Source organism: Aliicoccus persicus (assembly GCF_900110815.1).
GTDB lineage: Bacteria > Bacillota > Bacilli > Staphylococcales > Salinicoccaceae > Aliicoccus > Aliicoccus persicus.
The window spans coordinates 172,011-195,718 of record NZ_FOIT01000002.1; the positions used below are offsets into that span (position 1 = coordinate 172,011).

22 protein-coding genes are annotated in these 23,708 nt (G+C 39.3%); 19 read left to right on the forward strand and 3 right to left on the reverse strand.

What is annotated here, in order from left to right; all coding sequences use genetic code 11:
• Positions 1 to 298: 298 nt before the first annotated feature.
• The 8 genes from BMW30_RS04480 to aroC all read left to right on the forward strand — a co-directional run bounded on the left by BMW30_RS04480 (position 299) and on the right by aroC (position 11,452).
• A complete protein-coding gene (locus BMW30_RS04480; RefSeq protein WP_091474328.1) occupies positions 299 to 2,044 on the forward strand; it encodes an ABC transporter ATP-binding protein in 1,746 nt (581 codons plus the stop codon).
• The gene (locus BMW30_RS04485; protein ID WP_091474330.1) at positions 2,031 to 3,767 is read left to right on the forward strand and encodes an ABC transporter ATP-binding protein; all 1,737 of its coding nucleotides are present in this window, start codon (positions 2,031 to 2,033) and stop codon (positions 3,765 to 3,767) included. The genes BMW30_RS04480 and BMW30_RS04485 overlap by 14 nt, the downstream gene beginning before the upstream one ends.
• A 108-nt stretch (positions 3,768 to 3,875) precedes the next feature.
• Positions 3,876 to 5,162, forward strand: coding sequence for a phytoene desaturase family protein (locus BMW30_RS04490; protein ID WP_180366218.1), 1,287 nt, complete (start codon positions 3,876 to 3,878; stop codon positions 5,160 to 5,162).
• Between the two features lie 12 nt (positions 5,163 to 5,174).
• Positions 5,175 to 5,354, forward strand: a complete 180-nt coding sequence (locus BMW30_RS04495; protein ID WP_091474334.1) for a hypothetical protein — start codon at positions 5,175 to 5,177, stop codon at positions 5,352 to 5,354.
• A 90-nt stretch (positions 5,355 to 5,444) separates the two neighbouring features.
• Positions 5,445 to 7,094 (forward strand): glutathione ABC transporter substrate-binding protein, encoded by a 1,650-nt coding sequence (locus tag BMW30_RS04500; protein ID WP_091474336.1) that lies wholly within the window; start codon positions 5,445 to 5,447, stop codon positions 7,092 to 7,094.
• Between the two features lie 69 nt (positions 7,095 to 7,163).
• On the forward strand, positions 7,164 to 7,880 hold the full coding sequence (locus tag BMW30_RS04505) for an alpha/beta fold hydrolase (RefSeq protein ID WP_091474337.1): 717 nt from the start codon (positions 7,164 to 7,166) through the stop codon (positions 7,878 to 7,880).
• 147 nt (positions 7,881 to 8,027) lie between these two features.
• Positions 8,028 to 10,172: a matrixin family metalloprotease gene (locus BMW30_RS04510; RefSeq protein ID WP_091474339.1), complete on the forward strand. Its 2,145-nt coding sequence runs from the start codon at positions 8,028 to 8,030 to the stop codon at positions 10,170 to 10,172.
• 197 nt (positions 10,173 to 10,369) lie between these two features.
• Positions 10,370 to 11,452, forward strand: a complete 1,083-nt coding sequence (aroC, locus tag BMW30_RS04515; protein WP_091474341.1) for a chorismate synthase — start codon at positions 10,370 to 10,372, stop codon at positions 11,450 to 11,452.
• A gap of 107 nt (positions 11,453 to 11,559) precedes the next feature.
• On the opposite strand, the gene BMW30_RS04520 is transcribed toward aroC, so the two are convergent.
• Positions 11,560 to 12,618 carry a bifunctional 3-deoxy-7-phosphoheptulonate synthase/chorismate mutase gene (locus BMW30_RS04520; RefSeq protein ID WP_091474342.1) on the reverse strand — a complete coding sequence of 353 codons (1,059 nt, stop codon included), beginning with the start codon at positions 12,616 to 12,618 and terminating at the stop codon, positions 11,560 to 11,562.
• Between the two features lie 199 nt (positions 12,619 to 12,817).
• Between BMW30_RS04520 and BMW30_RS04525 the strand changes: the two genes are divergently transcribed.
• The 10 genes from BMW30_RS04525 to BMW30_RS04570 all read left to right on the forward strand — a co-directional run bounded on the left by BMW30_RS04525 (position 12,818) and on the right by BMW30_RS04570 (position 21,958).
• Positions 12,818 to 13,816, forward strand: a complete 999-nt coding sequence (locus BMW30_RS04525; RefSeq protein ID WP_091474344.1) for a serine hydrolase — start codon at positions 12,818 to 12,820, stop codon at positions 13,814 to 13,816.
• Between the two features lie 18 nt (positions 13,817 to 13,834).
• Complete coding sequence (locus BMW30_RS04530; protein ID WP_180366219.1) at positions 13,835 to 15,064, forward strand: LysM peptidoglycan-binding domain-containing protein; 1,230 nt, start codon at positions 13,835 to 13,837, stop codon at positions 15,062 to 15,064.
• A gap of 588 nt (positions 15,065 to 15,652) precedes the next feature.
• Complete coding sequence (locus tag BMW30_RS10555; RefSeq protein ID WP_091474348.1) at positions 15,653 to 15,880, forward strand: hypothetical protein; 228 nt, start codon at positions 15,653 to 15,655, stop codon at positions 15,878 to 15,880.
• 320 nt (positions 15,881 to 16,200) lie between these two features.
• A complete protein-coding gene (locus BMW30_RS04540; RefSeq protein WP_091474349.1) occupies positions 16,201 to 17,931 on the forward strand; it encodes a general stress protein in 1,731 nt (576 codons plus the stop codon).
• A 96-nt stretch (positions 17,932 to 18,027) separates the two neighbouring features.
• Entirely contained in the window at positions 18,028 to 18,342 is a 315-nt protein-coding gene (locus BMW30_RS04545) for a putative quinol monooxygenase (protein WP_091474351.1), read from the forward strand.
• A 92-nt stretch (positions 18,343 to 18,434) separates the two neighbouring features.
• Positions 18,435 to 19,037 carry a CDP-alcohol phosphatidyltransferase family protein gene (locus BMW30_RS04550; RefSeq protein WP_091474353.1) on the forward strand — a complete coding sequence of 201 codons (603 nt, stop codon included), beginning with the start codon at positions 18,435 to 18,437 and terminating at the stop codon, positions 19,035 to 19,037.
• Positions 19,034 to 19,972 carry a phosphatidate cytidylyltransferase gene (locus BMW30_RS04555; RefSeq protein ID WP_091474355.1) on the forward strand — a complete coding sequence of 313 codons (939 nt, stop codon included), beginning with the start codon at positions 19,034 to 19,036 and terminating at the stop codon, positions 19,970 to 19,972. Before BMW30_RS04550 ends, BMW30_RS04555 begins: the two co-directional genes overlap by 4 nt.
• A gap of 17 nt (positions 19,973 to 19,989) precedes the next feature.
• Positions 19,990 to 20,616 carry a lysophospholipid acyltransferase family protein gene (locus BMW30_RS04560; RefSeq protein ID WP_091474356.1) on the forward strand — a complete coding sequence of 209 codons (627 nt, stop codon included), beginning with the start codon at positions 19,990 to 19,992 and terminating at the stop codon, positions 20,614 to 20,616.
• A 13-nt stretch (positions 20,617 to 20,629) separates the two neighbouring features.
• Entirely contained in the window at positions 20,630 to 21,163 is a 534-nt protein-coding gene (locus BMW30_RS04565; protein ID WP_143248990.1) for a hypothetical protein, read from the forward strand.
• Positions 21,164 to 21,193: 30 nt separating this feature from the next.
• The gene (locus BMW30_RS04570) at positions 21,194 to 21,958 is read left to right on the forward strand and encodes a TspO/MBR family protein (protein WP_180366220.1); all 765 of its coding nucleotides are present in this window, start codon (positions 21,194 to 21,196) and stop codon (positions 21,956 to 21,958) included.
• A 27-nt stretch (positions 21,959 to 21,985) separates the two neighbouring features.
• Here the strand turns inward: BMW30_RS04570 and BMW30_RS04575 are convergent, their stop codons facing one another.
• Entirely contained in the window at positions 21,986 to 22,453 is a 468-nt protein-coding gene (locus tag BMW30_RS04575; protein ID WP_091474362.1) for a DUF1801 domain-containing protein, read from the reverse strand.
• A gap of 107 nt (positions 22,454 to 22,560) precedes the next feature.
• Positions 22,561 to 23,001 carry an NUDIX domain-containing protein gene (locus tag BMW30_RS04580; protein ID WP_091474364.1) on the reverse strand — a complete coding sequence of 147 codons (441 nt, stop codon included), beginning with the start codon at positions 22,999 to 23,001 and terminating at the stop codon, positions 22,561 to 22,563.
• A gap of 430 nt (positions 23,002 to 23,431) precedes the next feature.
• Between BMW30_RS04580 and BMW30_RS04585 the strand changes: the two genes are divergently transcribed.
• Entirely contained in the window at positions 23,432 to 23,629 is a 198-nt protein-coding gene (locus BMW30_RS04585) for a CsbD family protein (protein WP_091474366.1), read from the forward strand.
• Positions 23,630 to 23,708 lie beyond the last annotated feature (79 nt).

Below are 23,708 nucleotides of genomic sequence, written 5' to 3' on the forward strand. Positions count from 1 at the left end.
CTTGCAATGAAATATTTATGCATATATACTTATGACGAATAAAAAACAGAAAGGGGGGCCATGTTATGTGCAACTTACTAGGAAAACAACAACAATTGAATGCAAATAACACCCCCAATCTATTTTAATGATGTCATTGTATTTGTAATGACGGATATAAACGATCGTTAGGGTGGTGTTCCACCCTATTTTTATGCATTTTTATGTGTGCACTATAAAAATAGTGTGCACTTTTTTTGTGCAATTTTTAAATTTTAAACAGAAAGTCTATAGCTGAGCTATAGGAAAAGGTAGACCAATGTTCTCATATTTAAGCAAGTTAAAATGGTATTTTAAACAACACAAGCTTAGGTACATCATGATTGTACTTTTGCTTGTCGCAACAAATATTTTAGAAGTGATACCACCACAGTTAATCGGTCGTACTATCGATGCGATTAACTTAGAAACGCTGACGTTCGAGATGATGTGGATCATCTTTGGCATATTCATGTTTTCTGTCATCCTTACATACATCATGCATTATGGATGGGCGTATTTGCTCTTTGGTGGCGCTTATAAGATAGAAAGTATTTTACGTATGAAGTTGATGCAAAAATTTTTAACACTATCTCCGAGTTTTTATGAAAAGAATAAGACAGGAGATTTAATGGCAAAAGCAACAAATGATTTAAGAAGTGTCAACATGGCAACAGGATTCGGAATCATTACATTGCTCGACTCAACGACATTTATGATTACGATCATTTCTGTAATGGCGATTACAATCTCGTGGCAGTTGACGCTCGTGGCACTTTTACCGTTGCCATTATTAATTATCATCGAAGTGCAGCTGGGTCGAATGATCCATAAGAACCATACGAAAGCTCAAGAAGCTTTCGGGACGATGAACGAATCAGCGCTTGAAGTCGTTGAAGGTGTACGAATGACGCGTAGTTACGTTCAAGAAGATGCAGAAAAAGAGCGCTTTAAAGGGATGACAACAAGCTATTTAAATAAATTTATGACGGTTGCCAAACTCGAAGCCTTGTTCCAACCGTTAACGATTTTTGTCGTATCGATGAGTTTTATCATCGCGTTTGGATATGGCGCGGTACTTGTCAATAACGGTACGATGACGGTCGGAGAAGTCGTTTCATTTAACATTTATCTCAATATGTTGATCTGGCCGATGTTTGCACTCGGTATGTTATTCAATGTGATGCAGCGTGGTAATGCATCGCTCGATCGAATCAATGACGTGTTAGATAAAGAAGATGACGTAGGAGATGACGCATCAGAAATGTTATCGGATACGACGATTGACTTCGATGAAGTGAGCTTTAAATATCCATCATCGCATCGTCAAAACTTAAAAAATGTCACGATCAATTTGAACAGTGGCGAATCACTCGGTATTGTCGGTAAAACGGGAAGCGGTAAAACAACGTTGATTAAGCAGCTGCTAAAAATTTACCCGCCGGGTACAGGACAGTTAGTGATTGATGGCATCAATATTACAAAGCTGAACAAGAAAGAACTCCGAGAAAAAATCGGTTATGTGTCTCAAGAAAATATTTTGTTTTCACGCACAGTAAAAGAGAATATCTTGTTTGGTAATCCGAATGCCACAGAAGCAGAACTAGAAGCGGCGATTGTGAACTCAGCGTTTGATAGTGATCTTGCACGCATGCCAAAAGGGCTTCACACACTCGTCGGTGAAAAAGGTGTCGCGCTTTCTGGTGGTCAGAAACAACGAATTTCTATTGCACGAAGCCTGATAAAAGACCCAGATATTTTAATTTTAGATGACGCACTTAGTGCAGTAGATGCGAAGACAGAGCTTAGAATTATAAATAATATTAAAGAAACAAGAGCAGGTAAGACGACAATTATCGTCACGCACCGATTGTCAGCAGTACAACATGCGGATGTCATCGTCGTACTTGATGACGGTGAAATTGTTGAGATGGGTCGACATTCGACGCTCAGTAAAAAAGATGGTTGGTACAGTGAACAAAATCGCTACTATTTAACAGGGGGTGACGGCGATGACAGAAATTAAACGATTATTTCGATATGTAATCCCTTATAAATGGTGGTTCATCTTAGGAATATCATTGATGATTATTGCGGTTGCTGCAGAGTTACTTGGTCCAGTTGTGATCATGACGATACTCGATGACTATATTAGCTTAGGTGAAGGCCGTGTCTTACTTGAGCCAATCATTCAGCTGTTAATTATATATGCAGTAATTAAGGTTGTGCATGCGATTGTCGCTTATGCTACACAGATTGTTCTTCAAAATACTGGTGCACGCGTTGTTCAAGGGATGCGACATGAAGTATTCGAACATATTCAGCGCTTACCGATTCGCTACTTTGATAATTTACCAGCAGGTAAAGTTGTGGCAAGAATAACGAATGATACAGAAACAATCCTACAATTTTTCACGGTCGTACTGCCAACACTTCTTGTCAGTGGATTGACGATGATCGCAATCACGATTGCTGTATTCTACATCAACGTGTTCTCTGGTGTTGTCATGTTACTCGCAGTACCACTCGTTATCGTATGGATGATTCTTTATCGGAAGTATTCGAATGATTTTAACCACACGAAACGTGAACGCAACAGTGATATGAACGCTATGATTAATGAATCGATTAACGGGATGCCAATTATCCAAGTATTCAATAGAGAAAAACAGATCTATGATGAGTTTGGCGAGATTAATGAAGAATACACAAAAAGTGCAACGAATCTCGTAAAATTAAATTCTTTAACGGGACATAACTTAGCGAGTACATTAATGTCTCTCGTCTTTGCAATGATGGTGCTTGTATTCTCGATGATGTACTTATCACCAACACAAGCGCTGAGCGTCGGGATCATGTATTTACTTGTCGATTATGTCACGCGTTTCTTTAACCCGTTATTTGACTTGGTCAATCAATTGGAAGTATTTGAACAGGCACGTGTTGCTGCTGTGAAAGTATTTGAAATGATTGATGAGGAAGAAGAGCCTGTTGAAACAGGGGAGCTTACTGACTTCGATGGACGTATCGTATTTGACAATGTTGAATTCTCATATGATGGAGAGAATACAGTGTTGCAGAACATCAACATGAGTGTTGGGCAAGGTGAAACAGTTGCTCTCGTTGGACATACAGGGTCAGGTAAGAGTTCAATCATCAACTTGTTGCTTAGATTTTATGATCCAACGTCTGGTGAGATTCTGTTCTCAGATAGCAACTCTCGTGAAATTAATAAGAAGAATTTGCGCAGTTACATGTCAATCGTTCTTCAAGATCCGTTCATTTATGCGGGAACATTACTTCATAATGTTCGGTTAAATAACACCGATATTTCTGAAGAACAAGCGAAGCAAGCATTGATAGACGTTGGTGGAAAGGATTTGCTGAATCGTATGGAGGAAGGTATGGATACTTACATTCCTGAACGCGGTGCAACGCTTTCACTCGGTGAACGCCAATTGATTTCATTTGCACGTGCCCTCGCATTTGATCCGAAAGTTCTTGTTTTAGATGAAGCAACAAGTAATGTTGACTCTGAGACGGAGCAGATCATTCAACATGCAATGAAGGTGGTCAGTGACTCAAGAACGACCTTCATCATTGCACACCGACTTTCCACGATTCAACATGCAGATCAAATTGTGCTGCTTGAAAAAGGAATTATTAAAGAGCAAGGCAATCATCAAACATTGATGGCACTGGGTAAAGATTATCGCAAGATGTATGACATGCAAGTCGTCAAAGGTTAAAAGAATCACAATCTTCCCTTTGCTCGAATTCTACCTATTGTATAATTATTTTGAATAGGTAAACACGGGTGAAGGGATTTTTATCTTTTGATTGATAGGGGTGACACAGTGACCAACAACAGGAATGCAATTATCATCGGTGGTGGGATTGGTGGCTTGGTTGCATCAATTACACTGAGACAGCGCGGGTTTGATGTCAGACTTTATGAAAAGAATAATGAGTTTGGTGGAAAGATGTCAACGCTAAAAGAGGATGGATTCCAATTCGATATGGGTTCGTCTATATTAACAACACCAAATATAATCGGCGAACTTTTCGAAAAGAGTAAGCTCAATATCAGTGATTACATCGATCTCGTTCGGCTGAATCATCAAACGAAAGCATTTTTTACAGATGGTACAACATTGGCGCTCTACGATCAGGTGGCTGATTTAAGGAAGTATAACGACGTTATATCGGAGGATGACATTCGTGATTATGAGGATTACTTAGGAGAGTCCAAGCGAATGTTTGAGCAGTCCTATCAAAATTATTTCGAAAGTAATTCTGATGACTTTAAAGAATACCGCAAGAAAAATCCGCTTCTATCGATGTTTAGACAACGTTCGAATTTTATCTCGTTACAATCGAGCATCAATAAGTTCGTGCACAACCCAAAATTAAGAGAACTGCTCGGTGCATCGATGTACGAAAATGGTTCAAGCGCATATCATACACCAGCAATTTATAATGTGATGAATTATTTGCATCATCAACATGGCCTTTGGTACATACGTGGTGGCGTGCATAACTTAACAGAAGGACTCGTGCAGTTGGCAGCAGATATCGGTGTGAGTCTTAACAATAATACTGAAGTAACTGCTATAGAGCAGCGTGATAACGAAATATTGAGTATAGAACTATCTACAGGAGAACACGTTCAGGCGGATTATTATGTTTCGAATATGTCCCCGGTCACGTTTGAGCAGTTAATAGATGAACAAAATGAAAAGACAGACAACTATCCGAGCGTTACGCCATCGGCGTTTATCATGTTACTCGGTGTCTCGAAAATATACGAAAATATCAACTTCTATAATGTTTTTCTACCAAAAGACATGATCCAATACGATAAAGCCTTCTTCACAGATAAAAAGCTGCCGTCTGATTTATTTAGCATCGTCGTCAATACGAGTCAATTAGATAAAAACCATGCGCTAAGCGGCACTCAAAATTTAAAAGTTGTAACACCAATCCCTAACCTGAATGATATGGAATACACAAAAGAAGATTTTGTCTATTTGAGACATCGAATTCTGAGTAAGATAGAGCAGATGGGATTAGAGGATTTAAGAGCGCATATCATATTTGAACAGACGATTACGCCGTATGATATTCAAAAGAAGTTTCACTAAAACGGTGGGGCGATGAATGGTGTAACGACAGATATGAGATATAACAAAGGTTTCAAATATCCGAAACAATCGACCCGGTTTTCGAATGTATACTATGTTGGTTCTTCCGTTCATCCGAGTGCAACATTGTCTATGGTTGTCCTAAATGCACAACAGGTTGGCAGCATGATTATTGATGAATCAACGAAGTAAAAATTCCCTGTATTTTTGAGCATATAGCACGGAAGAAAAATGGACTGATGGTATACTATCAATCGATATAATATTAAATAGGAGGAAAAAATGAATAAATTACGTTTATTTTTATTACTTATCATTTCAACGGTCGTACTGATTGCATGTAATACAGATGATGCAGAAGACGATGTTGAAGAGGAAGTTACAGAAGAAGAAAGTACAGAGGAAAATTCAGAAGAAACAGAAGATGAATCAACAGATGACGAAGCCTCTACTGAAGATGAAGATGGTTTAGACTTAAACTTGAGTTTCTTAGCATTACCAAACTCACTCGATCCACATGCAGCGAATGACGGTTATTCTCTTTATGTCATGGTTAACATTTATGAGACACTCGTTCGACTTAATGAAGATTTAGAATTGGAGCCTGCACTTGCAGAAAGCTATGAACAAATTGATGATACAACATGGGAATTCGTTCTTCGTGAAGATGTAGAATTCCATGATGGTGAACCATTCAATGCAGAAGCGGTTAAAGTTAACCTTGATCGTGTGCTCGATGAAGATATTGGATCGCCACTTGCGTTCTTATTTACTGAAATAGATGAGGTTGAAGTGGTTGATGAGTATACAGTACATATCACGACACACCAACCATTCGCAGCCCTACCATCTCACTTAGCACATCCAGGTGGACACATGATTTCACCAGCTGTTATTGAAGCGGATTATGCAGCGATGGAAGATGGTGCTGCACCGTTAACTGAAGTCAATAGAAATCCAGTCGGAACAGGTTTCTTCAAGTTTGAAAGTATTGCCGAAGGTGACAACATCGTCCTCGTTAGAAACGAAGATTATTGGGGCGAACCAGCTGCACCAAGTTCTGTAACGTTTAGAGCGGTACCAGAAGACGGTGCACGTGTTGCAGAATTAACGACAGGTAACGCAGACTTAATCTATCCAACGAACCCACAAGATGTGCCGCAGATCAATGAGAGTGAAACAGCTATTGCACGTGAAGCAGATAGTGCAAACATGACATATTTAGGATTCAACACGGAAGTAGAACCGTTCGATGACCCAGTTGTTAGACAAGCAATCGCCATGGCAATCGATAAAGAAGTCATTATTGAAGAATTGCTTGAAGGTATCGCACTAAAAGCAGAAACACCACTTAACCCAACGGTGAACGCACATAGCGAAGACATTGAACCGATTGAGTACAACATGGATGCTGCAAGAGAATTGTTAGAAGAAAATGGTTACGAAGATGGTTTTAGTGCTGAAGTGATTATGAATAACAGAACACACGCAGATGTGGCGACGTTTATCCAAGAAGCACTCAGTGAATTAAACATCGAGTTATCAATTTCTCAAGTTGAAGCAGGAACATTCCAAGAATATGCTGCTACAGGAAACTTTGAAATGTTGATGGGTGGCTGGGGAACAGTAACTCTAGATGGTGATTACGGTCTTTATCCGATGTTCCACTCAGACAATATCGGTGCACCGGGTAACAGAACACGTTATTCGAATGAAGAAGTGGATGAGTTACTCGACTTAGCACGTGTTGAAACAGATGAAGAAACGCGTTTCCAGTATTACCACGACGCGCAACAAATCATCGTAGATGAAGCACCGCTAGTTCCGATTTACCATACGGTACTCATTTCAGGTATCCAGGAAGACTTGTTAGATGATTACTTCCAATTCCCAAGTAGCTTCCCGTATATTAAAAACTTAACACGCGATTAACAACGCACCCCTAACTCACGTTACTGTATGGTAAAATTGTACAAAACGTGATGTTAGGGGTTTTTTATTTTGTTACATTATTCAATTTTTGGAGAAGGAAATAAAGACACAATCGTCTTCTTGCATTCAGGATTACAGACAGGTATGAATGATTTCGGACATATCGTCGATTCATTTAAAGATAAATACCAAGTGATCGTTCCAGATTTACTAGGACATGGGAAATCTGTTATATATCAGGATCAAGATTATTATATAAATCCGTATTTATACTTTTTAAATAGCTCAGATGCACTAAAAGCATTGATGGATGAATTAAACATTTCTGAAATAAACATTGTAGGTATATCACTTGGTGCACTTGTTGCCGTTAATTTTGCAAATCAATACCCGAAGCATGTCCGAAGCATAAACGTCAGTGGGCTCATGTTTGTGAAACCGAGAAACTACGAAACAATGATTGAAAATGATAGACAAAACATGGAAATGCTCTTACAAGATGAAGAAGCTTCAAAATATCTTGATAATTTACACCGTGCAAACTGGAAAATTTTTGTCGATGTAGCGAGAAATAAAAATTGGTACCCATTTGAAGATAACCAGAAGTTTTTATCATTAGGTATGAGGAAATATGCCATTTTAGGTGAGATGGCAGATCATGAAGTGAAGAGTTTACATCGTGCAAAAAGTAAAAATATTAATCTGACAATTATCAAAAAAAGTGGACACTTGGTAAATCATGAAAATGCTAAGGAATATATTAAAGCGTTAAAAATTAATATTTAGTAAGTGGTATTCTGTAAAATGTCACAATCTGTTTATTTTTTAAAGATTAAGGGAATAGCAAATTGATTGTGTAGTCGTTGCTTGCATATAGCCATATATTTTTTGGTGGATTGTTCACCTGACATCAAGAAAAAAGGAGTAAACGTCATGAAGATGAGAAAAAAATTAAGTTTAGGTGCATCGATAGCAATGGTGTGTCTAACTGCGACTTTAGTCAATGGAAATGATGCTGCTGCCTATAACCTAATGAGTTTGAGTTACGCAGACCAAGAAGATATTGGAGACGTGACATACTACATTAGTGAAGAACACTTTGAAGAGGGTTCAGAAGAAATTGAATGGGTCATCGAAGGTGTAGAGGCATGGAATGCCGCTCCAGAGGTAAATGTGACACGTGTTGATGATCGTTACGAAGCGGATGTGATTATCACGACGTCTTCAGATCGTCCGGTATTTACGAATGGCCAGTTACTTTACGGGATTGCAAATAGAGAGATTGTCATTTTATATGATTCATTGATTGAAGATGAAGAGACATACATTTCTACAGTGACACATGAGTTTGGACATTCACTCGGACTCCACCACTCTAATGAAGACGGTTCAGTCATGCTTGCTTATATTGAACCTGGTGTCGGAATTACGGATGATGACCTCGCTGGTATCACTGCAATTTACGAACGTCAGCAAGAGATAGAAGCTGAGATTGAAAATGAAGAAGTTTGGATGGGCGGCGTATTTATGGACTATCAACCGATATTCCAAGCACATGATGATTATATGGACTATCAGCATATACAGTATACGATGAACCCAGCATATCAAGGGATTTCAGTCGACCCATTTGAACATCTGATGTATGACTCGTACAACATGGGTATCCCAACAAGTGATGTTTACTTTGAAGTAGAACAAATTTTAGTCGGAGAGACAGGGGAAGAATTACCGTTTGAAGTGACCGAAGCGGAGGATGGTACGGAAATTTATCAGTTCCTTGTTACGGACTATGACCAGTTTAATGACCTCGTGCTCATCGGTGGTGAATTAGAAGGAAGTGAAGAAGACTTTGTTGCTGAACTTGAACAACAAGAGTCAGATCATTTATATGTGAAACAAACAACGAGTACACTACAATTAATTGATGATCTTTATTCACACTTAGAACTGGAAAATCCAGATGAAATCGGTGGAGAAGAAGGTAGACCAGAAGTATCTATTCGAGATTATGACCCATCATTATCAGATGATGAGCGTACTCTAGAGAATTATCGTGAAGTATTTGAAGCGGAGTTCCCAGTAGAGAATGAAGGTAGTTTAGAGTTGCTTGGGACAGTAGAAGGACTTGAACATACGGAGAATTTCTATGACGTGACGGTCACGTTAAAAGGCTACGATGTATACAAATTTACGGATGAAAGCGATAGATTCATGTCTTATTCAAATAAGAATAATGAAGTCATGTTCGTATTGTTTGACCTCGCGGTTGATAATGGCAGTGATGTAAACCTGTATGATTATGATGTTGTACAAATTTTATTTGATGATATGTACAGCCCTGCGCGAGGTGAATCAAGATATCTTCCTAAAGATCTTCAGTTTGAATCACTTGTTGGTGAATCAGAATATCGATTTGTCCCAGGTATAACAGAGTTTCCATTACTCGCACTCGTCAATGCGGAACAACAAGAATTCTTTGAGACGCATGGTGGTCATATCTTCTTAAATAGAGGCTATGCATTTGATGGAGATTCATCAATACAAACGGGTGCCTCTAAACCACTTGATTTTGTGTTGGACGAATCAGAACTTGAAGAAGACCCATATTTAGTTGATGTTCTTGTTGCCAATAATATGGCTGAAAAAGAAGTGGTTGAAAAACTTTCACCGAACGCAACATTAGAAACAGAAGCTGTTGATATTTCAGTGACAGGTGTAGAACTTTCTAACTTAACACCGCTGCCTTCTGCACAAGGTGAAGTGTCAGAGGGAGACGCAGCAATAGTACTTGAAGTAACAATCAATAATAAATCAGGTGAAGCGATCTATTCGCGTGACATGTACAACAGTTTACTTGTAGACGGCACAGAATATAGTCCGTTAACAACTGGTAGTTATGCTCAATTAATAGAAGACGGTACTGAAGGTGTCGCTTATTACACTTATATCGTACCAGCAGATTCATTGGAAAATTATAGTTCACTTGTATTCGATGTCGGTATGTTGTCAGATGTTATGATGAATAATTTGATCAATCATAGCGTAGAAGGTAGAGAATTAAATTTAACTGAATAATATACTAAAAGAGGGCAACGTGCCCTCTTTTTTGTTATCATTAGATAAATATATTCAGTTGACGGGGTGTTCCTATGAGTTTTAATAAAAAGAAAGATCGACAAATGAAAATATTAATCGGTAGTTTAATCGTTGCAATTATTGCAGTGCTCGTGATGTACATTATTTTTGTTTAAAGACAATGAGGAGTGAATCTTATGAGTGCAACATTTGGAACATCATTTAAAGTGACTATTTTTGGTGAATCACATGGTAAAGCAATCGGTGTAACAATTGATGGTATCCCACCCGGCGTATCGATTGATATGGATAAAGTGAGTTTTGAAATGAAACGTCGCGCACCAGGCCAAAGTAAATTATCAACACCTCGTAAGGAAAATGATATACCTGATATTTTAAGCGGTATGTTTGATGGTAAAACGACAGGTGCCCCACTTACAGCAGTTATACATAATACAAATACGAAGTCGAAAGACTACAGTGAAATGAAGAAGAAAATGCGTCCGGGTCAAGCGGATTATCCTGCCCGTATGCGTTATGAAGGATTTAATGATTATCGTGGAAGCGGTAAGTTTTCAGGTCGCATTACAGCACCGCTCGTGTTTGCAGGTAGCATCGCAAAACAAGTGTTAGAGTCGTCAGGCATTACAATTGGTGCACATATCGGCTCTGTCATGGATGTGCAAGATGAACGACTCACATTGGATAATGCGACACCAGAACTGTTAAAGTCATTTGGAGAATACCATCTACCACTGATCGATAGATCAAAAGCAAAAGACATAGAGTCTGTCATCGAAACAGCAAGAGATGCAGGCGACTCAGTTGGGGGTACTATCGAGTGCATGGCACTCGGCTTACCGGCAGGCATCGGCAACCCATTCTTCAACTCAATTGAATCCGTTCTTTCTCATTTACTATTTGCTGTACCAGCTGTGAAAGGCATAGAGTTCGGAAGTGGCTTTGACATTGCCAACATGCATGCTTCAGAAGCGAATGATGCATACTATTATAATGAAGATGGTAACGTTAAAACGAAGACGAATCACAATGGTGGAATTACCGGTGGAATCAGCAACGGGATGCCCGTTGTGTTCCGCGTCGCTGTGAAAGCACCATCATCAATTACGAAGACACAAGATACAATAAATATTGAATCTGGAGAAAATGTGACACTTGAAGTCCACGGCAGACACGACCCAATCATCGTGCCGCGTGCAATTCCGGTTATTGAAGCGGTATGCGCGATTGGAATTTTAGATTTAATGCAAACGAGATAAAAAGTTTGTCCTTATAAAATCACACCTGCTTTCCTGGGGCGTCGCGTGAGCCTGTAGTCTCACTGCTGACGCGTTTCCCCTAGGAGTCAGGTGTGATTTTATTTATATTATCTAATAATCTTGTATAGTGCTTCAAATTCATTAAAATCAAGCTGCTGTGCTGCATCGCTAAGTGCAATACTTGGGTTCGGGTGCACTTCACACATGAGTCCATCTGCACCTACTGCAAGCGCTGCTTTTGCAATATCGCCCATAATGTCCTTGCGTCCTGTCGAATGCGTAATATCTACGATGACTGGTAAGTGTGTTTGGCGTTTTAAAATCGGTACGGCTGAAATATCAAGCGTGTTGCGCGTTTCTTTTTCAAACGTTCGTATGCCACGTTCACATAAAATAATATTGTTATTGCCATTTGCTGCAATATATTCAGCCGCATGAATGTATTCCGAAATATTTGTGCTCATGCCACGTTTAAATAAAACAGGCTTGTTTGTCTTACCAATCTCTTTCAGTAACTCAAAGTTTTGTGAGTTTCTTGCACCGACTTGGAATACATCTAGATATTCAGCAGCCATTTCGACTTGGCGGGTGTCGACAATCTCACTAATTGTATTTAAATTATACTTTTTCCCGACATCTTGAAGAATTTTCAATCCCTCTTCACCTAGTCCTTGGAAGTCATATGGAGAAGTACGCGGTTTAAGTGCACCACCACGGATAAACTTCTCACCTTTCTCACTTAACAACTTTCCGACTTGATCGACTTGTTCATACGATTCAACGGCGCACGGACCGAACATCATTACCGGCGTGCCATCCCCAATTACAGTACCATTGACATCTATATGTGTGTCCTCTGCTTTCGTCTTTCTCGATACGAGCAAAACTTTTTTGCGCTTCTCATCTTGAATTTCTTTAGAAGCATCGAAGATTGATTTGAATATTCTTTGAAGTTGAGTTGGTTGGTATGGCGCACTACCTTGCTTTAGGAGACGCTCAAGCATTTCAGATTCACGCACGGGATCATAGGCAGGTCGTCCCGATTTACGTTTTAATTCATCAAGTTCTTCTACTAAATGTCCACGTTCTTTAAGTAACTTTAACAGTTCATCATTCAATTCGGCTATTTTATCTCTGAGACTTTCAATTGTATTATTTTGAGTCATATATACACCTTTTTTCTGTATTCATGCTCTTCAATATATCACTTACGAGTCGTTCTGTCTAAGCTGTCGCATCATATAAAAAGCATACCTACTTATTATATAATTTCGTATTATGGTATACTTTTGGTAAATTGTACCTAGCACTTTAATAACGAAGAAAAAGGTACGAAAGCAATAGACATAATTAGGTGAATTCGTAATGAGAAGTAATAATGTTTTAATCTATATAATAACAATGTTTACATTGCTTTTTATCAGCGTTGATGTTCATGCGCAAACAACTGATGAGCCAGTGTATCATACGGTTGGCATAAACGAAACACTGGAGAGTATTGCAGATAATTACGATGTGTCCACAAAACAAATCATGGCGTGGAATAATCTAGAAAGTGAAGAGCTTGTGCAAGGTCAATATTTGGAAATTTTATCGCCTGGACTTTATGGTCGTGATGATTTAATTCATGACGAGCTACAAGAAGTGCTTGAACAGTATAGTGGCTATCCTGTCTATATCTATGTAGAATCTCTAGAAAACGATAAAAGATCAGCGTCGATTGAAGGCACGACATTTGTGTATGGTGCATCTGTCCCTAAAATCGTACTCGCTGCTTTTGTTTTACACCAAGTCGATGAAGGTGTTTTGTCTTGGGATGACACATATATGTATGACGATTTGATTTATGAACAGCCGTTATCATATGCATGGGGTGGGAGTGGCATCATGCAATATGAGAGTTACCGAATAAATGAATACACACTCGAAGAATTGACAGAAATGACACTAAAAAATTCAGACAATATGGCGAGTAACATGTTGCTTTACTACGTCGGTCACGCATATGAAGAAGCGTTTGCTGAATTTACGCGCGATGTATACCAAGCATCTTCATTCCAACTTCAAATTACAGCAAAACAGATGTCAAAAGTGATGCGCTATATTTATGAACATGAGGATGACAGCGTTAAGGAAATGATGGCGACAACTGATTATGATGAACAGAAATTGGATGTCGTTGCTGATGATACGTATCAAAAAATCGGTGGAACGAATCAAGTGAATCATTCGACAGCAATTGTTGAAGGTGATCATGACTATGTCATCACTGTTTTAACGAGCATCGCTGGAGATGACACAATCAGCAATATTGCCAGAGATGTGAATGAAGTTCTAAGTCAAGACCAAAATAGTAAACGTTAAGAAAGTAAGGGGATGCTTATGGAACGATTAGTAAAGTTTTTTACAGGCATATTTATAATTACCCTATTGTTTTCACCGGCAGTATTTGCCCAAGAAGAAGGACAGATACATGTTGTACAACCCGGTGAAGGTTTATACGGAATATCTACCCTCTATGGTGTAACCGTAGAAGATTTAGAGTCATGGAATGACATATCTAATGGCGTTATTCATCCAGGAGATGAACTTATCGTCAGTCCACCGAGTGGTGAAAGTTTGGTAGATGAGGATGGTGACGATTCGGAGGGCGAGACGACTGAGGAAGATGGAGAAGAGACAGATGATGAGTCGACTGAAGATGGTGCAGAATCAGATGATGAATCATCCGAAGAAGACAGTGACGTTGGTGAAGAAACAGTAGACAGCTATGTTCCAACGATTGTTAGACATGACTATCCACCAGAAGTGCATGTACATTTTCAAAACATTTTAAATCAGTTTGCAGATTTTCCGACGTTAATTCAGGTCGATATGTTAGATGAAGAGACACAATATGCGGGTATCAATAAAGATTTAAATTTTAATAATACACCGCTCGGAAGAGTTGCTGTACTTGCGTATACATTAAATAAAATTGAACGCGGTGGCGTGAGTTGGGATCAAGAGTTTGCATATACCGATGAAATTGAAACAGTGAGATCAAACTATGCAATTAACATGAATGGTTCATCAGAGAGCGACTTTACCGAAGGTTCATTTACTTTGAGAGAACTCGTTGCTGGTACATTTGAAAATGACATGAATGCTTTTTATCTGTTGTTGCATCATGTTGGATTTGAAAATACAGAAGATTTAAATCTGTTTATTTCCAATACGACGGGTGGTCAATTTACGCTTGATATTCCAACAGATGACGTCCATGAATTTATGAGATATATTCATGACCACTCAGATCAAACGATGGCAGAGATTTGGGCAGAAGTAGAAGACGTTAACAGTTTGCTCGGGAGTAGCGATGAAATATTTCTCCAGTTGTCTGGTGAGAATGACGAAGTTCAATATTTAACAGGGATAATTACAGGCGATAAAAGTTATGTCATTACGATTATAACTGAGCATTTAGACACACATGAGTCAGAAGGCATTGCGATGCGTATCAATGAAAACCAGTCCGTAGAAGTCGACCCGCACACTTACGCTTTTAATGAGCTAAAAGATTATTCATTGGCACGTACGAAGACAGTTCGTTACGTTGCGAGTGTAAATTAAATCATAGATTGTATTCGAATCACCTCAAAATCACCTCAAAAGTTGGGTTTTGAGGTGATTTTTGCTTGGTATGGATTTGAAAATGTATTGGGATGGGACTCCCGAGGTTGAAAATACGTGCTGAGTAACACTTTGGAACATACAATACTGTTCCTCACGAAAAAAAATCAGTGCTGAGGAACACTTCAGGTCGTTTACTGTTGCACATGAGGTGAAATGAGTCATGTAGGTTCATTTTTTAAAATTCTGTGTCCGTGAGCGAGTCTCATTGGCGCGCAAACCAATCTGCGTGTCAATGAGCAACTCTCATTGGCGCGCAAATCAATCTGCGTGTCTATGAGCAAGTTTCATTGGAACGCAAATCAATCTGCGTGTCCGTGAGCAAGTCTCATTGGCACGCAAATCAATCTGCGTGTCTATGAGCAAGTTTCATTGGAACGCAAATCAATCTGCGTGTCCGTGAGCGAGTCTCATTGGCACGCAAATCAATCTGCGTGTCTATGAGCAAGTCTCATTGGCGCGTAAACCCAGTTATGAGCCCGTGAGCCCAAGAAAATCCAATCTGCCGCACATCTGGAGAACAAAAGTGTGCGTGAGCCCAAGAAAATCCGAGCTGCCGCACATCTGGAGAACAAAAGTGTGCGTGAGCCCAAGAAAATCCGAGCTGCCGCACATCTAGAGAACAAAAGTGTGCGTCAGCCCAAGAAAATCCAATCTGTCGCACATCTGGAGAACAAAAGTGTGCGTCAGCCCAAGAAAATCCAATCTGCCGCACATCTGGAGAACAAAAGTGTGCGTCAGCCCATGAAAATCTGAGTTGCCGCACATCTAGAGAACAAAAGTGTGCGTCAGCCCATGAAAATCTGAGTTGCCGCACATCTAGAGAACAAAAGTGTGCGTCAGCCCAAGAAAATCCAATCTGCCGCACATCTGGAGAACAAAAGTGTGCGTGAGCCCAAGAAAATCCGAGCTGCCGCACAGCAAGACAACCAGCAAGACTACCAAATCGTACCGCAAACCCCAAAAATCCGACTGACACTGTGGTTTGAAACTTCATTTTGCCGGGTACTTTAATAACACATATTCAGCTAGAACGTGTGTCATCATGTATGTAAAAATCTTTGGAGGTTTTATAAATGAACAAGTTTGAGAGATTTAGCTCTGAACAACAAGTGTTGAAACATCTAGAAGATATTTTAGGTCACGGTGTAAACGAAGAAGATGTCACAATCGTATCGAAGTCGCGTTTAGTAGAGTTGTCTTCACGTTATCCTAATGTTACGTACAAGGATTCTGAAGGCGGTATCATGGAAAAAATTTCATCGTTATTTACTGATGAACTTCCTGAAGATAAAGTGCTGAACAGCCTTGATTTGACGGAAGAGGAACGTGAAACATGTCGTCAGGCAATTGATCAAGAGGATATCATCGTGTTCAATGCTTCTCATGATTTTGATGGTGCATTAGATGGCGAACATTATGATATGAGTAAAGATGATCATACTGACGGTGTCGTAGACACAGATAAAAAATCAGCAACACTCGCTGGTGCACAGTTTGGTTCGCATGATGCTGGTCGCGAGCCGATGTTTAACAACGAAGATGAAGTTGACGAAAATGTTGGGAACGAAGGTACGTTAGATCAAAGAGAAGCATCAGACAATGATTTCTTTGACGAACAAAATAAAGTAGATACTGATGAAGGGTCTTTACCAGAGCATAAAACACATCGTTTGAATGATGAAGAATATTTAAGAGAAACTAAAAATGCTGAAGGACTTAAAACTGGTAACAAAGAAGAAGGCATGGATACTGATAATGAACGCAACAAAGAATTTGCGTTCGGTAAGGACAATCCTCGCGATGACGTGAGTGAGCTCGACAAAGATGAAGATGATGTAGACGAGGATGATCGTTTTGATTCAGTGGACAATACCGAAGGATTTAACGAAGAGAACACACAAAATCTTGACGATGAATTTGAGACAGAAACTGAGCAAGAACCAGTCAATAATTTTACGGGTGAGAACAACAATACAATAAATGACCATTCTGAACCAGTGGATGACATTAATGATGCATTTAATGAAGAGGACCCAAATAATATTGACAATGATTTTGAAAGAGAATTAGATGAAGAACCAATCGAGCGTTTTACAGATCGTGAGAACAACGATCCTGCCGCTGACTATAATCAGCCGGTAGATGATAATACAGATGTGCTTGGCGAAGATCGTTCAAATGGTCTGGATAATGATTTTAAGACAGAACCAGTCGACGAGCCTATCGATGATTTTATCGAAAAAGACAAGAATCCTGATGACGATTATAATCAACCACTAGAAGATCCTGAAGATGATCGTGTTAGACAAGAAGTGACGAATGATGCCATTCATGAACAGAATCTAGAGAATAAAGGTGTCGCAGAAGATTTCGATAATCAAGCACGCACGGAAGACTCAATTGATAATGCAGAAATGAAAGATGAAACAATTGCGCGAGATATTGAGATTGAACGCTCAGGAAATGTTGAGAGACGTACAGTGAATGCAGATCGAGAAAGAAATGATTCAGTCGATGCATGGGATATTCCACAAGAAGATAAAGGGCCATACAACAACTTAGATGATGTAGAAGCGCCATCAACTGACGACAAATACGAAGATTATCGTGATGAAGACCAAATCCTCAGAGAAGATAAGGATCTCGATGAAGAGGAAGCGTCTAGAGAAGCACTTAATCAATCGAATGATTTAGATTTTGATGATGAAGGAAATCGTGAAAAGCGTTCGAATCGATTAGATGACACATTGCGTGCGGATGAGGCGCGTGAAGATGCGTTCGACCACGATAAAGGTCGATTCTAGAAAGAATTATAAATCCACCCAAAGGTTGTATATTCATTCAACCTTTGGGTTTTTATCGTGTTATAATGGGATTATTATGACGAGAGGGTGTATTGAATGGAAGGCTATGCTGTTTACAGTGGCATCATTGCGAAAGAAGATAAAGGCCACATTATTAGAAAACACTTACTTGAAGTTGCTGAAGAAATGAATGGTATTGATGATTGCAAAGCATACATAGTAGGTGTGGATCCAAAAAGTGATGATGCACTATTCGTATATGAAGTGTGGAAAACGAAAGAATCACATGATGCATCGTTACAATTGCCAATTTACCAAGTACTTAGAGATGGCGTCCGTCCTCATATACTCACAGTTAGGAATTTCCCGAGCGTGAATTATATTGCGGGTCACGCCAGATTTACAGAATAATAAGTAAAACCAGTCACGTGATTGACGTGGCTTTTTTACTTTTAGATTGAATGGGGTATACAGATTATAGAATATGTTTATGAGGTGAAGATATGGCCAGTATTTATGAATTCAAACCAAAATTTCAACAGTTGCTTTTACCCGTTGTGCGCGCACTTCACGAGCGCAATATAACGCCGAACCAAGTGACCATTTTTACGTGTATATTGTCGATCATTGTCGGTGTTTTATTTGCCATGAATCATGATTCAACATGGATCTTTGTCCTTATTCCAATCGTTTTATTTATTCGCATGGCATTAAATGCTGTGGATGGCGTGTTAGCGAAGCGTTACAACATGAAGTCGGTACGTGGGAAATATTTAAATGAAATTACAGATGTAATTAGTGATGCTGCACTGTATCTGCCATGGATGTTTATCTTACCGAATGGTGGATGGATTATTTTAGCATTTGTTGTTTTATCTGCCGTGAGTGAAATGACAGGTATAATCGCAGAAGTTGTGACGGGGGAACGTCGTTATGATGGCCCGATGGGGAAAAGTGATCGTGCGTTGCTCGTCGGTACATTGAGTGTACTTTTAATAATTGGTATACCACCTGAAGGTTTGCTATGGGTTGTTTTCCTACTTGCTTCAGCGGCTATTTTAGTTAATATTTACTTCCGTATGGAACGTGGTGGTGCCAGACGATGAATCTAGGAATATTCTCAGATGATTTGATGTATGTCTTTGTTGGGATTGTCGCTGTGCTCGTTATTGCAACGATTGTTACAGCGGTTTTAAAGCGTCGCAAGCCAAGTGATGCACTGCACGAAGTAGATTTACGCATTCGCTCTTGGTGGGTGATGTTCATCATCTTTGCAATTGCGATTGTGTTGCATTCAACGATTTCTTTAATTTTTATGGCTTTACTATGCTTTCTTGCACTCAAAGAATATTTCTCATTGATTCCATTTAATCGCGCACACCGATTGGTGTTATTTTGGGCATATTTAGCAATTCCTATTCAGTTTTTATTTATATATTTCGAACAATATGGCATGTTCATTATCTTTATTCCTGTATACATGTTCTTATTGATTCCGATTCAAGCAATCTTTGTCGGGGATACAAAAAATTTCCTACAGTCCATTGCTTCTGTCCAGTGGGGCATGATGCTTATGGTGTTTGGTCTATCACACCTGGCATTCTCACTCGTCCTTCCTGGTAAGGAAAATGGATTGATCGGCGCAGGACTCGTGCTCTACTTGGTCGTCTTGACACAGGCAAATGATGTTGCACAGTTCCTATGGGGTAAAATGCTTGGGAAAAAGAAAATTGTGCCAAAAGTATCACCAAATAAAACGTGGGCAGGATTTGTTGGCGGATTGCTGACGACGACGGTGCTGGCAGTTATTTTAGCACCGCTTTTAACGCCGTTTAGCATCTTAGCAAGTATCATTTCCGGGCTGTACATTGCGCTCATGGGCTTTATTGGTGATGTGAATATCTCTGCATTGAAGCGAGATTTAGCGATAAAAGACACATCATCGATTATTCCAGGACACGGTGGTATTTTGGATCGTGTGGATTCTCTCACGTATACTGCACCGCTATTCTTGCACTTTACACGCTTTTTCTATTTCTAATTTAGGAGGCGGCATATATGCGTCGATTTCTATTTTCACTGATTGTACGTCCACTTGTCTTACTCGTACTCGGCATGAATGCGCGTCATTATGAACGCCTTCCACAAGAAGGACCGTGTGTGATTGTGGCAAACCATAACAGTCACTTGGATACGCTCGTACTCATGTCATTGTTCAGAGGAAAAAGTTTTGATCAAGTCCGCCCTGTCGCCGCATCGGATTATTTTCTTAAGAATAAGTTTCTTGCATGGTTTTCAACGAAAGTAATGAACATTATTCCAATCGAACGGAAGATGACGCGCGACATAAAGGGGTTGTTTGCTCCGATGGTTGATGCGCTTGATGATGGTGGGATTATCATCGTATTCCCTGAAGGCTCGCGTGGTGAAGCGGAGAAACTCAGTCGTTATAAGAGTGGCGTCTATTACTTGATGCGTGAACGCCCAGATGTGCCGATTGTACCCGTATTTTTACATGGATTAGGAAAGGCGTTGCCAAAAGGTTCGTTCTTTTTCATCCCCATTATTGTTGATATATTCATCGGTAATCCATTTAAATTTGAGGAAGATAAACGCGCGTTTATGGATGCATTAAATACAAGAATGGATGAGCTGCAACAAGAAGGTCATTTCAAAGAATGGTAGTGCGAATATGTTCATGGTAATAGCGATTTTTATATGGGGCTTTGCAGAGTCGACACTATTTTTCATTATACCGGATGTGTTGCTCAGCCTGTATGCAATTCAAAAAAATGGGTTTGTCCGCGTTATTTTAGCGAATTTTATTTGTGTTTTAGGTGCAATTGTTGGTGGTACAATTACGTATAGCCTCAGTGCAGGTGGTACTGATTTGATCAACGTATTGATGAACGTTCCTGCAATTCATCCACATATGGTCGAACATGTACATGAACAGTTGTCATCTAATGTGTTCGTCGCACTGATTACCGGACCGTTATTCGGTGTCCCCTATAAAATCTTTGCATCCGTGGCACCAGAATATACATCACTCGCTATATTCTTAATGGTGAGTATTCCAGCCCGACTGGCACGTTTTCTATTCATATCTATTCTCAGCTATATGCTCAGCCACTATGTCTTTAAACAGTTATCCATGACAGCAAAATACTGTGTGTGGAGTGCTGTATGGTTGATCGGCTATGGAATTTATTTTTGCATCATAGGATTTTAAAACTTAATTGACATGGAAGGTGGCAGATATATGTCAAAGCATAATCGATTACCGGTTTACTACCTCGCATTATTTATTGTGATGATCATCATCAATTTTATTGCAGGCGGAAATGTTTCAGAGGTAGCAAACAAATACGACACATTGATTCAACCCGCAGGGTATGCATTCTCTATTTGGGGTTTAATTTACCTGGGACTTTTCGCATGGATTATTCGCATGCTTGTTGTTAAAAATTCACGCGATAAAATTCAAATCAGTATTCAATGGATACCGGCTTTAAATTTCGTACTCAATAGTATTTGGATTATTGTATTTACTCAGGAGTGGTTATTCACTTCAGTCCTTGTCATTTTAACACTGTGGTTAACAGTCATTTGGATGTATGTTGAAGTGAATAGACATTATGACTATCATTGGTTAGATCGTCTACCATTATCTTTATATCTCGGATGGGTTTCACTGGCGATGGTCGTCAATGTGTTCACGTGGTTTGATCAGATGGGCGTAACATTCAACGCACCGTTTGATGAAACGCTGGTCACAACGCTGACACTCGGTGTCGTTGCGATTATCATCGTGTTATTTACGATTAAAACACGCGACTGGATTATCCCACTAGTTGGTTTATGGACTTATATTGCGATAATCGCTCACGGAGATGTCGCAGATGCTGCAGATACTGCATTTTATGTCGTAATTTTTGCTTCAAACTTTATCTTTGCAATCGCAGCATTTTCAAATGCTTTTGTGAGTAAAGAACGTTACCTTGAATATAGAAAATCACTCTTTTAACCATTAAAAGCGTCCAAAATTGGACGCTTATTTTCTGCTGTTTCGTGTTCGTTCAACGTTTGCTTCATATGTGTCAATGTAAGTATCAATGTCAAGTTTTCCTACCAGTTCACCGAGCAATTCATATGGGACTTTCTTCGGGTTTGTGAATCGTATACAAGACTTGCCCATGTTGAGTTTCGTCGTCATATGATTTGGATACTCTGAAACGAACCAGTCATGTAGTTCCTCATCCATATAAACTGGAGATGCATAGACGGCGATGTGTCGTTTTTGAGCGGCAAAAGCAATGTATCCAAGTGGGAGCGTCGGATCCACATGGTAGCCTTGCGGATATTTCGCAAATGGAACGATGTAACATGGCATGCCATAGTTGATCGTCAATTCAAATCCGTCTCCAATGTGTGCCTCAAACGTCTCAATCAATTGTTCTATCGCATGTCGCTTATCTTCGTCTTCAATATTATTTACGTAATCGATTACACCTTGGTCCATAGCAATATCCCTTTTATTTTTTAGGGTAATCGGAAAATAGTGTGGAATTTTTTATCTGAACCCCTCTTTTTACTAATCCCCCCGTTAACTTAACAAGGATTTACTTTTTAACGAATAAAAGCTAAGTCATCATTGGCAAGGGCGTCATTTAACCATTGAGGATGCATTTTCAATAAGTCTCTTGGTAAACTTTGTTGTTCAAAAAATTGAATTTCTTGTGACTCAGAAGAATTACATCGTAGTTCACCCCCAGTAATTTCAGCAAGAAAACAAGTTGTTATAAAATGCACTACTCTTCCACTTGGATAAGTAAAAACCTGAGAATCAGGCTCAGAGTACACACCTATAAGCTTTTTAATTCTAATATCTAAATTGGTTTCCTCTTTTATTTCTCTAATAGCTGCTTCAGAAACTGTTTCCCCTATTTCTATATGTCCTGAAGGAATACCCCAAAGTCCTACATCGGACCTTTTTTGCAACAAAACTTGGTTCTCCTCATTCAAAATAATAACTGCAACACCAGCTTTCAAATCATCGATCCTTTTCATACGATAAATACCTCCTAAATAATAAAAAAAGAGCCGAAGAGAAAGATTTCAACGCATAACAACTACGCTGAACCTTCCCCCTCGGACCTTTTATGTCAATAGGTGCCTTTTACATATTGTAAAAGATGTAGCCCTCGGTCACTGACCTACCTAGATAGCGGAACCCTAGCTACAGTTTTCTAGTTCATTTTTATGCTACCACAATTACTTAGAAAATAAAAGATACTCTTCAACTAGCCTGACCTTAGTTTAGCAAAAATCTACCAGCTATAATGTTTTTCCACACGATAATCCGAATACCCATTTTTTATACTATAGGAAATGTGAGTTTTTATCTATATCATTTAAATGGGTATAATGCTTCAATTGTTTAGAATCGTGTAATAGTGGGAATAATTTGAGTACAACAAATCTTTTATGAGGTGATACCATGAGTGAATTAGAAGGTAAGAAAGATCAATTAAAAGGTAACGTGAAAGAGACAGTAGGTAACGCGACGGGCGATAAAGAAGTAGAAAAAGAAGGTAAGAAAGACAAGTTAGTTGGTAAAGCGAAAGAATTTGTCGATGATACAGGTAAGAAAGCAAACGATGCAATCGACGATATTTCGAAAAAATTTGGTAAATAATTAATAATTAACGACAGGCGCCAGCGATGGTGCTTGTTTTTTATAGCATAAGAAGAAGAACGTACATGTTAAAGTGGTA

What these genes read in the sequence shown, in the direction of transcription:
- BMW30_RS04525 (WP_091474344.1), top strand. Translation starts at nt 12,818, where the DNA reads ATGAGAAGTAATAATGTTTTAATCTATATAATAACAATGTTTACATTG.
- BMW30_RS04500 (WP_091474336.1), top strand. Translation starts at nt 5,445, where the DNA reads ATGAATAAATTACGTTTATTTTTATTACTTATCATTTCAACGGTCGTA.
- aroC (WP_091474341.1), top strand. Translation starts at nt 10,370, where the DNA reads ATGAGTGCAACATTTGGAACATCATTTAAAGTGACTATTTTTGGTGAA.
- BMW30_RS04520 (WP_091474342.1), bottom strand. Translation starts at nt 12,618, where the DNA reads ATGACTCAAAATAATACAATTGAAAGTCTCAGAGATAAAATAGCCGAA.
- BMW30_RS04495 (WP_091474334.1), top strand. Translation starts at nt 5,175, where the DNA reads ATGAATGGTGTAACGACAGATATGAGATATAACAAAGGTTTCAAATAT.
- BMW30_RS04555 (WP_091474355.1), top strand. Translation starts at nt 19,034, where the DNA reads ATGAATCTAGGAATATTCTCAGATGATTTGATGTATGTCTTTGTTGGG.
- BMW30_RS04560 (WP_091474356.1), top strand. Translation starts at nt 19,990, where the DNA reads ATGCGTCGATTTCTATTTTCACTGATTGTACGTCCACTTGTCTTACTC.
- BMW30_RS04580 (WP_091474364.1), bottom strand. Translation starts at nt 23,001, where the DNA reads ATGAAAAGGATCGATGATTTGAAAGCTGGTGTTGCAGTTATTATTTTG.
- BMW30_RS04510 (WP_091474339.1), top strand. Translation starts at nt 8,028, where the DNA reads ATGAAGATGAGAAAAAAATTAAGTTTAGGTGCATCGATAGCAATGGTG.
- BMW30_RS04570 (WP_180366220.1), top strand. Translation starts at nt 21,194, where the DNA reads ATGTCAAAGCATAATCGATTACCGGTTTACTACCTCGCATTATTTATT.
- BMW30_RS04485 (WP_091474330.1), top strand. Translation starts at nt 2,031, where the DNA reads ATGACAGAAATTAAACGATTATTTCGATATGTAATCCCTTATAAATGG.
- BMW30_RS04480 (WP_091474328.1), top strand. Translation starts at nt 299, where the DNA reads ATGTTCTCATATTTAAGCAAGTTAAAATGGTATTTTAAACAACACAAG.
- BMW30_RS04540 (WP_091474349.1), top strand. Translation starts at nt 16,201, where the DNA reads ATGAACAAGTTTGAGAGATTTAGCTCTGAACAACAAGTGTTGAAACAT.
- BMW30_RS04550 (WP_091474353.1), top strand. Translation starts at nt 18,435, where the DNA reads ATGGCCAGTATTTATGAATTCAAACCAAAATTTCAACAGTTGCTTTTA.
- BMW30_RS04530 (WP_180366219.1), top strand. Translation starts at nt 13,835, where the DNA reads ATGGAACGATTAGTAAAGTTTTTTACAGGCATATTTATAATTACCCTA.
- BMW30_RS04565 (WP_143248990.1), top strand. Translation starts at nt 20,630, where the DNA reads ATGGTAATAGCGATTTTTATATGGGGCTTTGCAGAGTCGACACTATTT.
- BMW30_RS04545 (WP_091474351.1), top strand. Translation starts at nt 18,028, where the DNA reads ATGGAAGGCTATGCTGTTTACAGTGGCATCATTGCGAAAGAAGATAAA.
- BMW30_RS04575 (WP_091474362.1), bottom strand. Translation starts at nt 22,453, where the DNA reads ATGGACCAAGGTGTAATCGATTACGTAAATAATATTGAAGACGAAGAT.
- BMW30_RS04585 (WP_091474366.1), top strand. Translation starts at nt 23,432, where the DNA reads ATGAGTGAATTAGAAGGTAAGAAAGATCAATTAAAAGGTAACGTGAAA.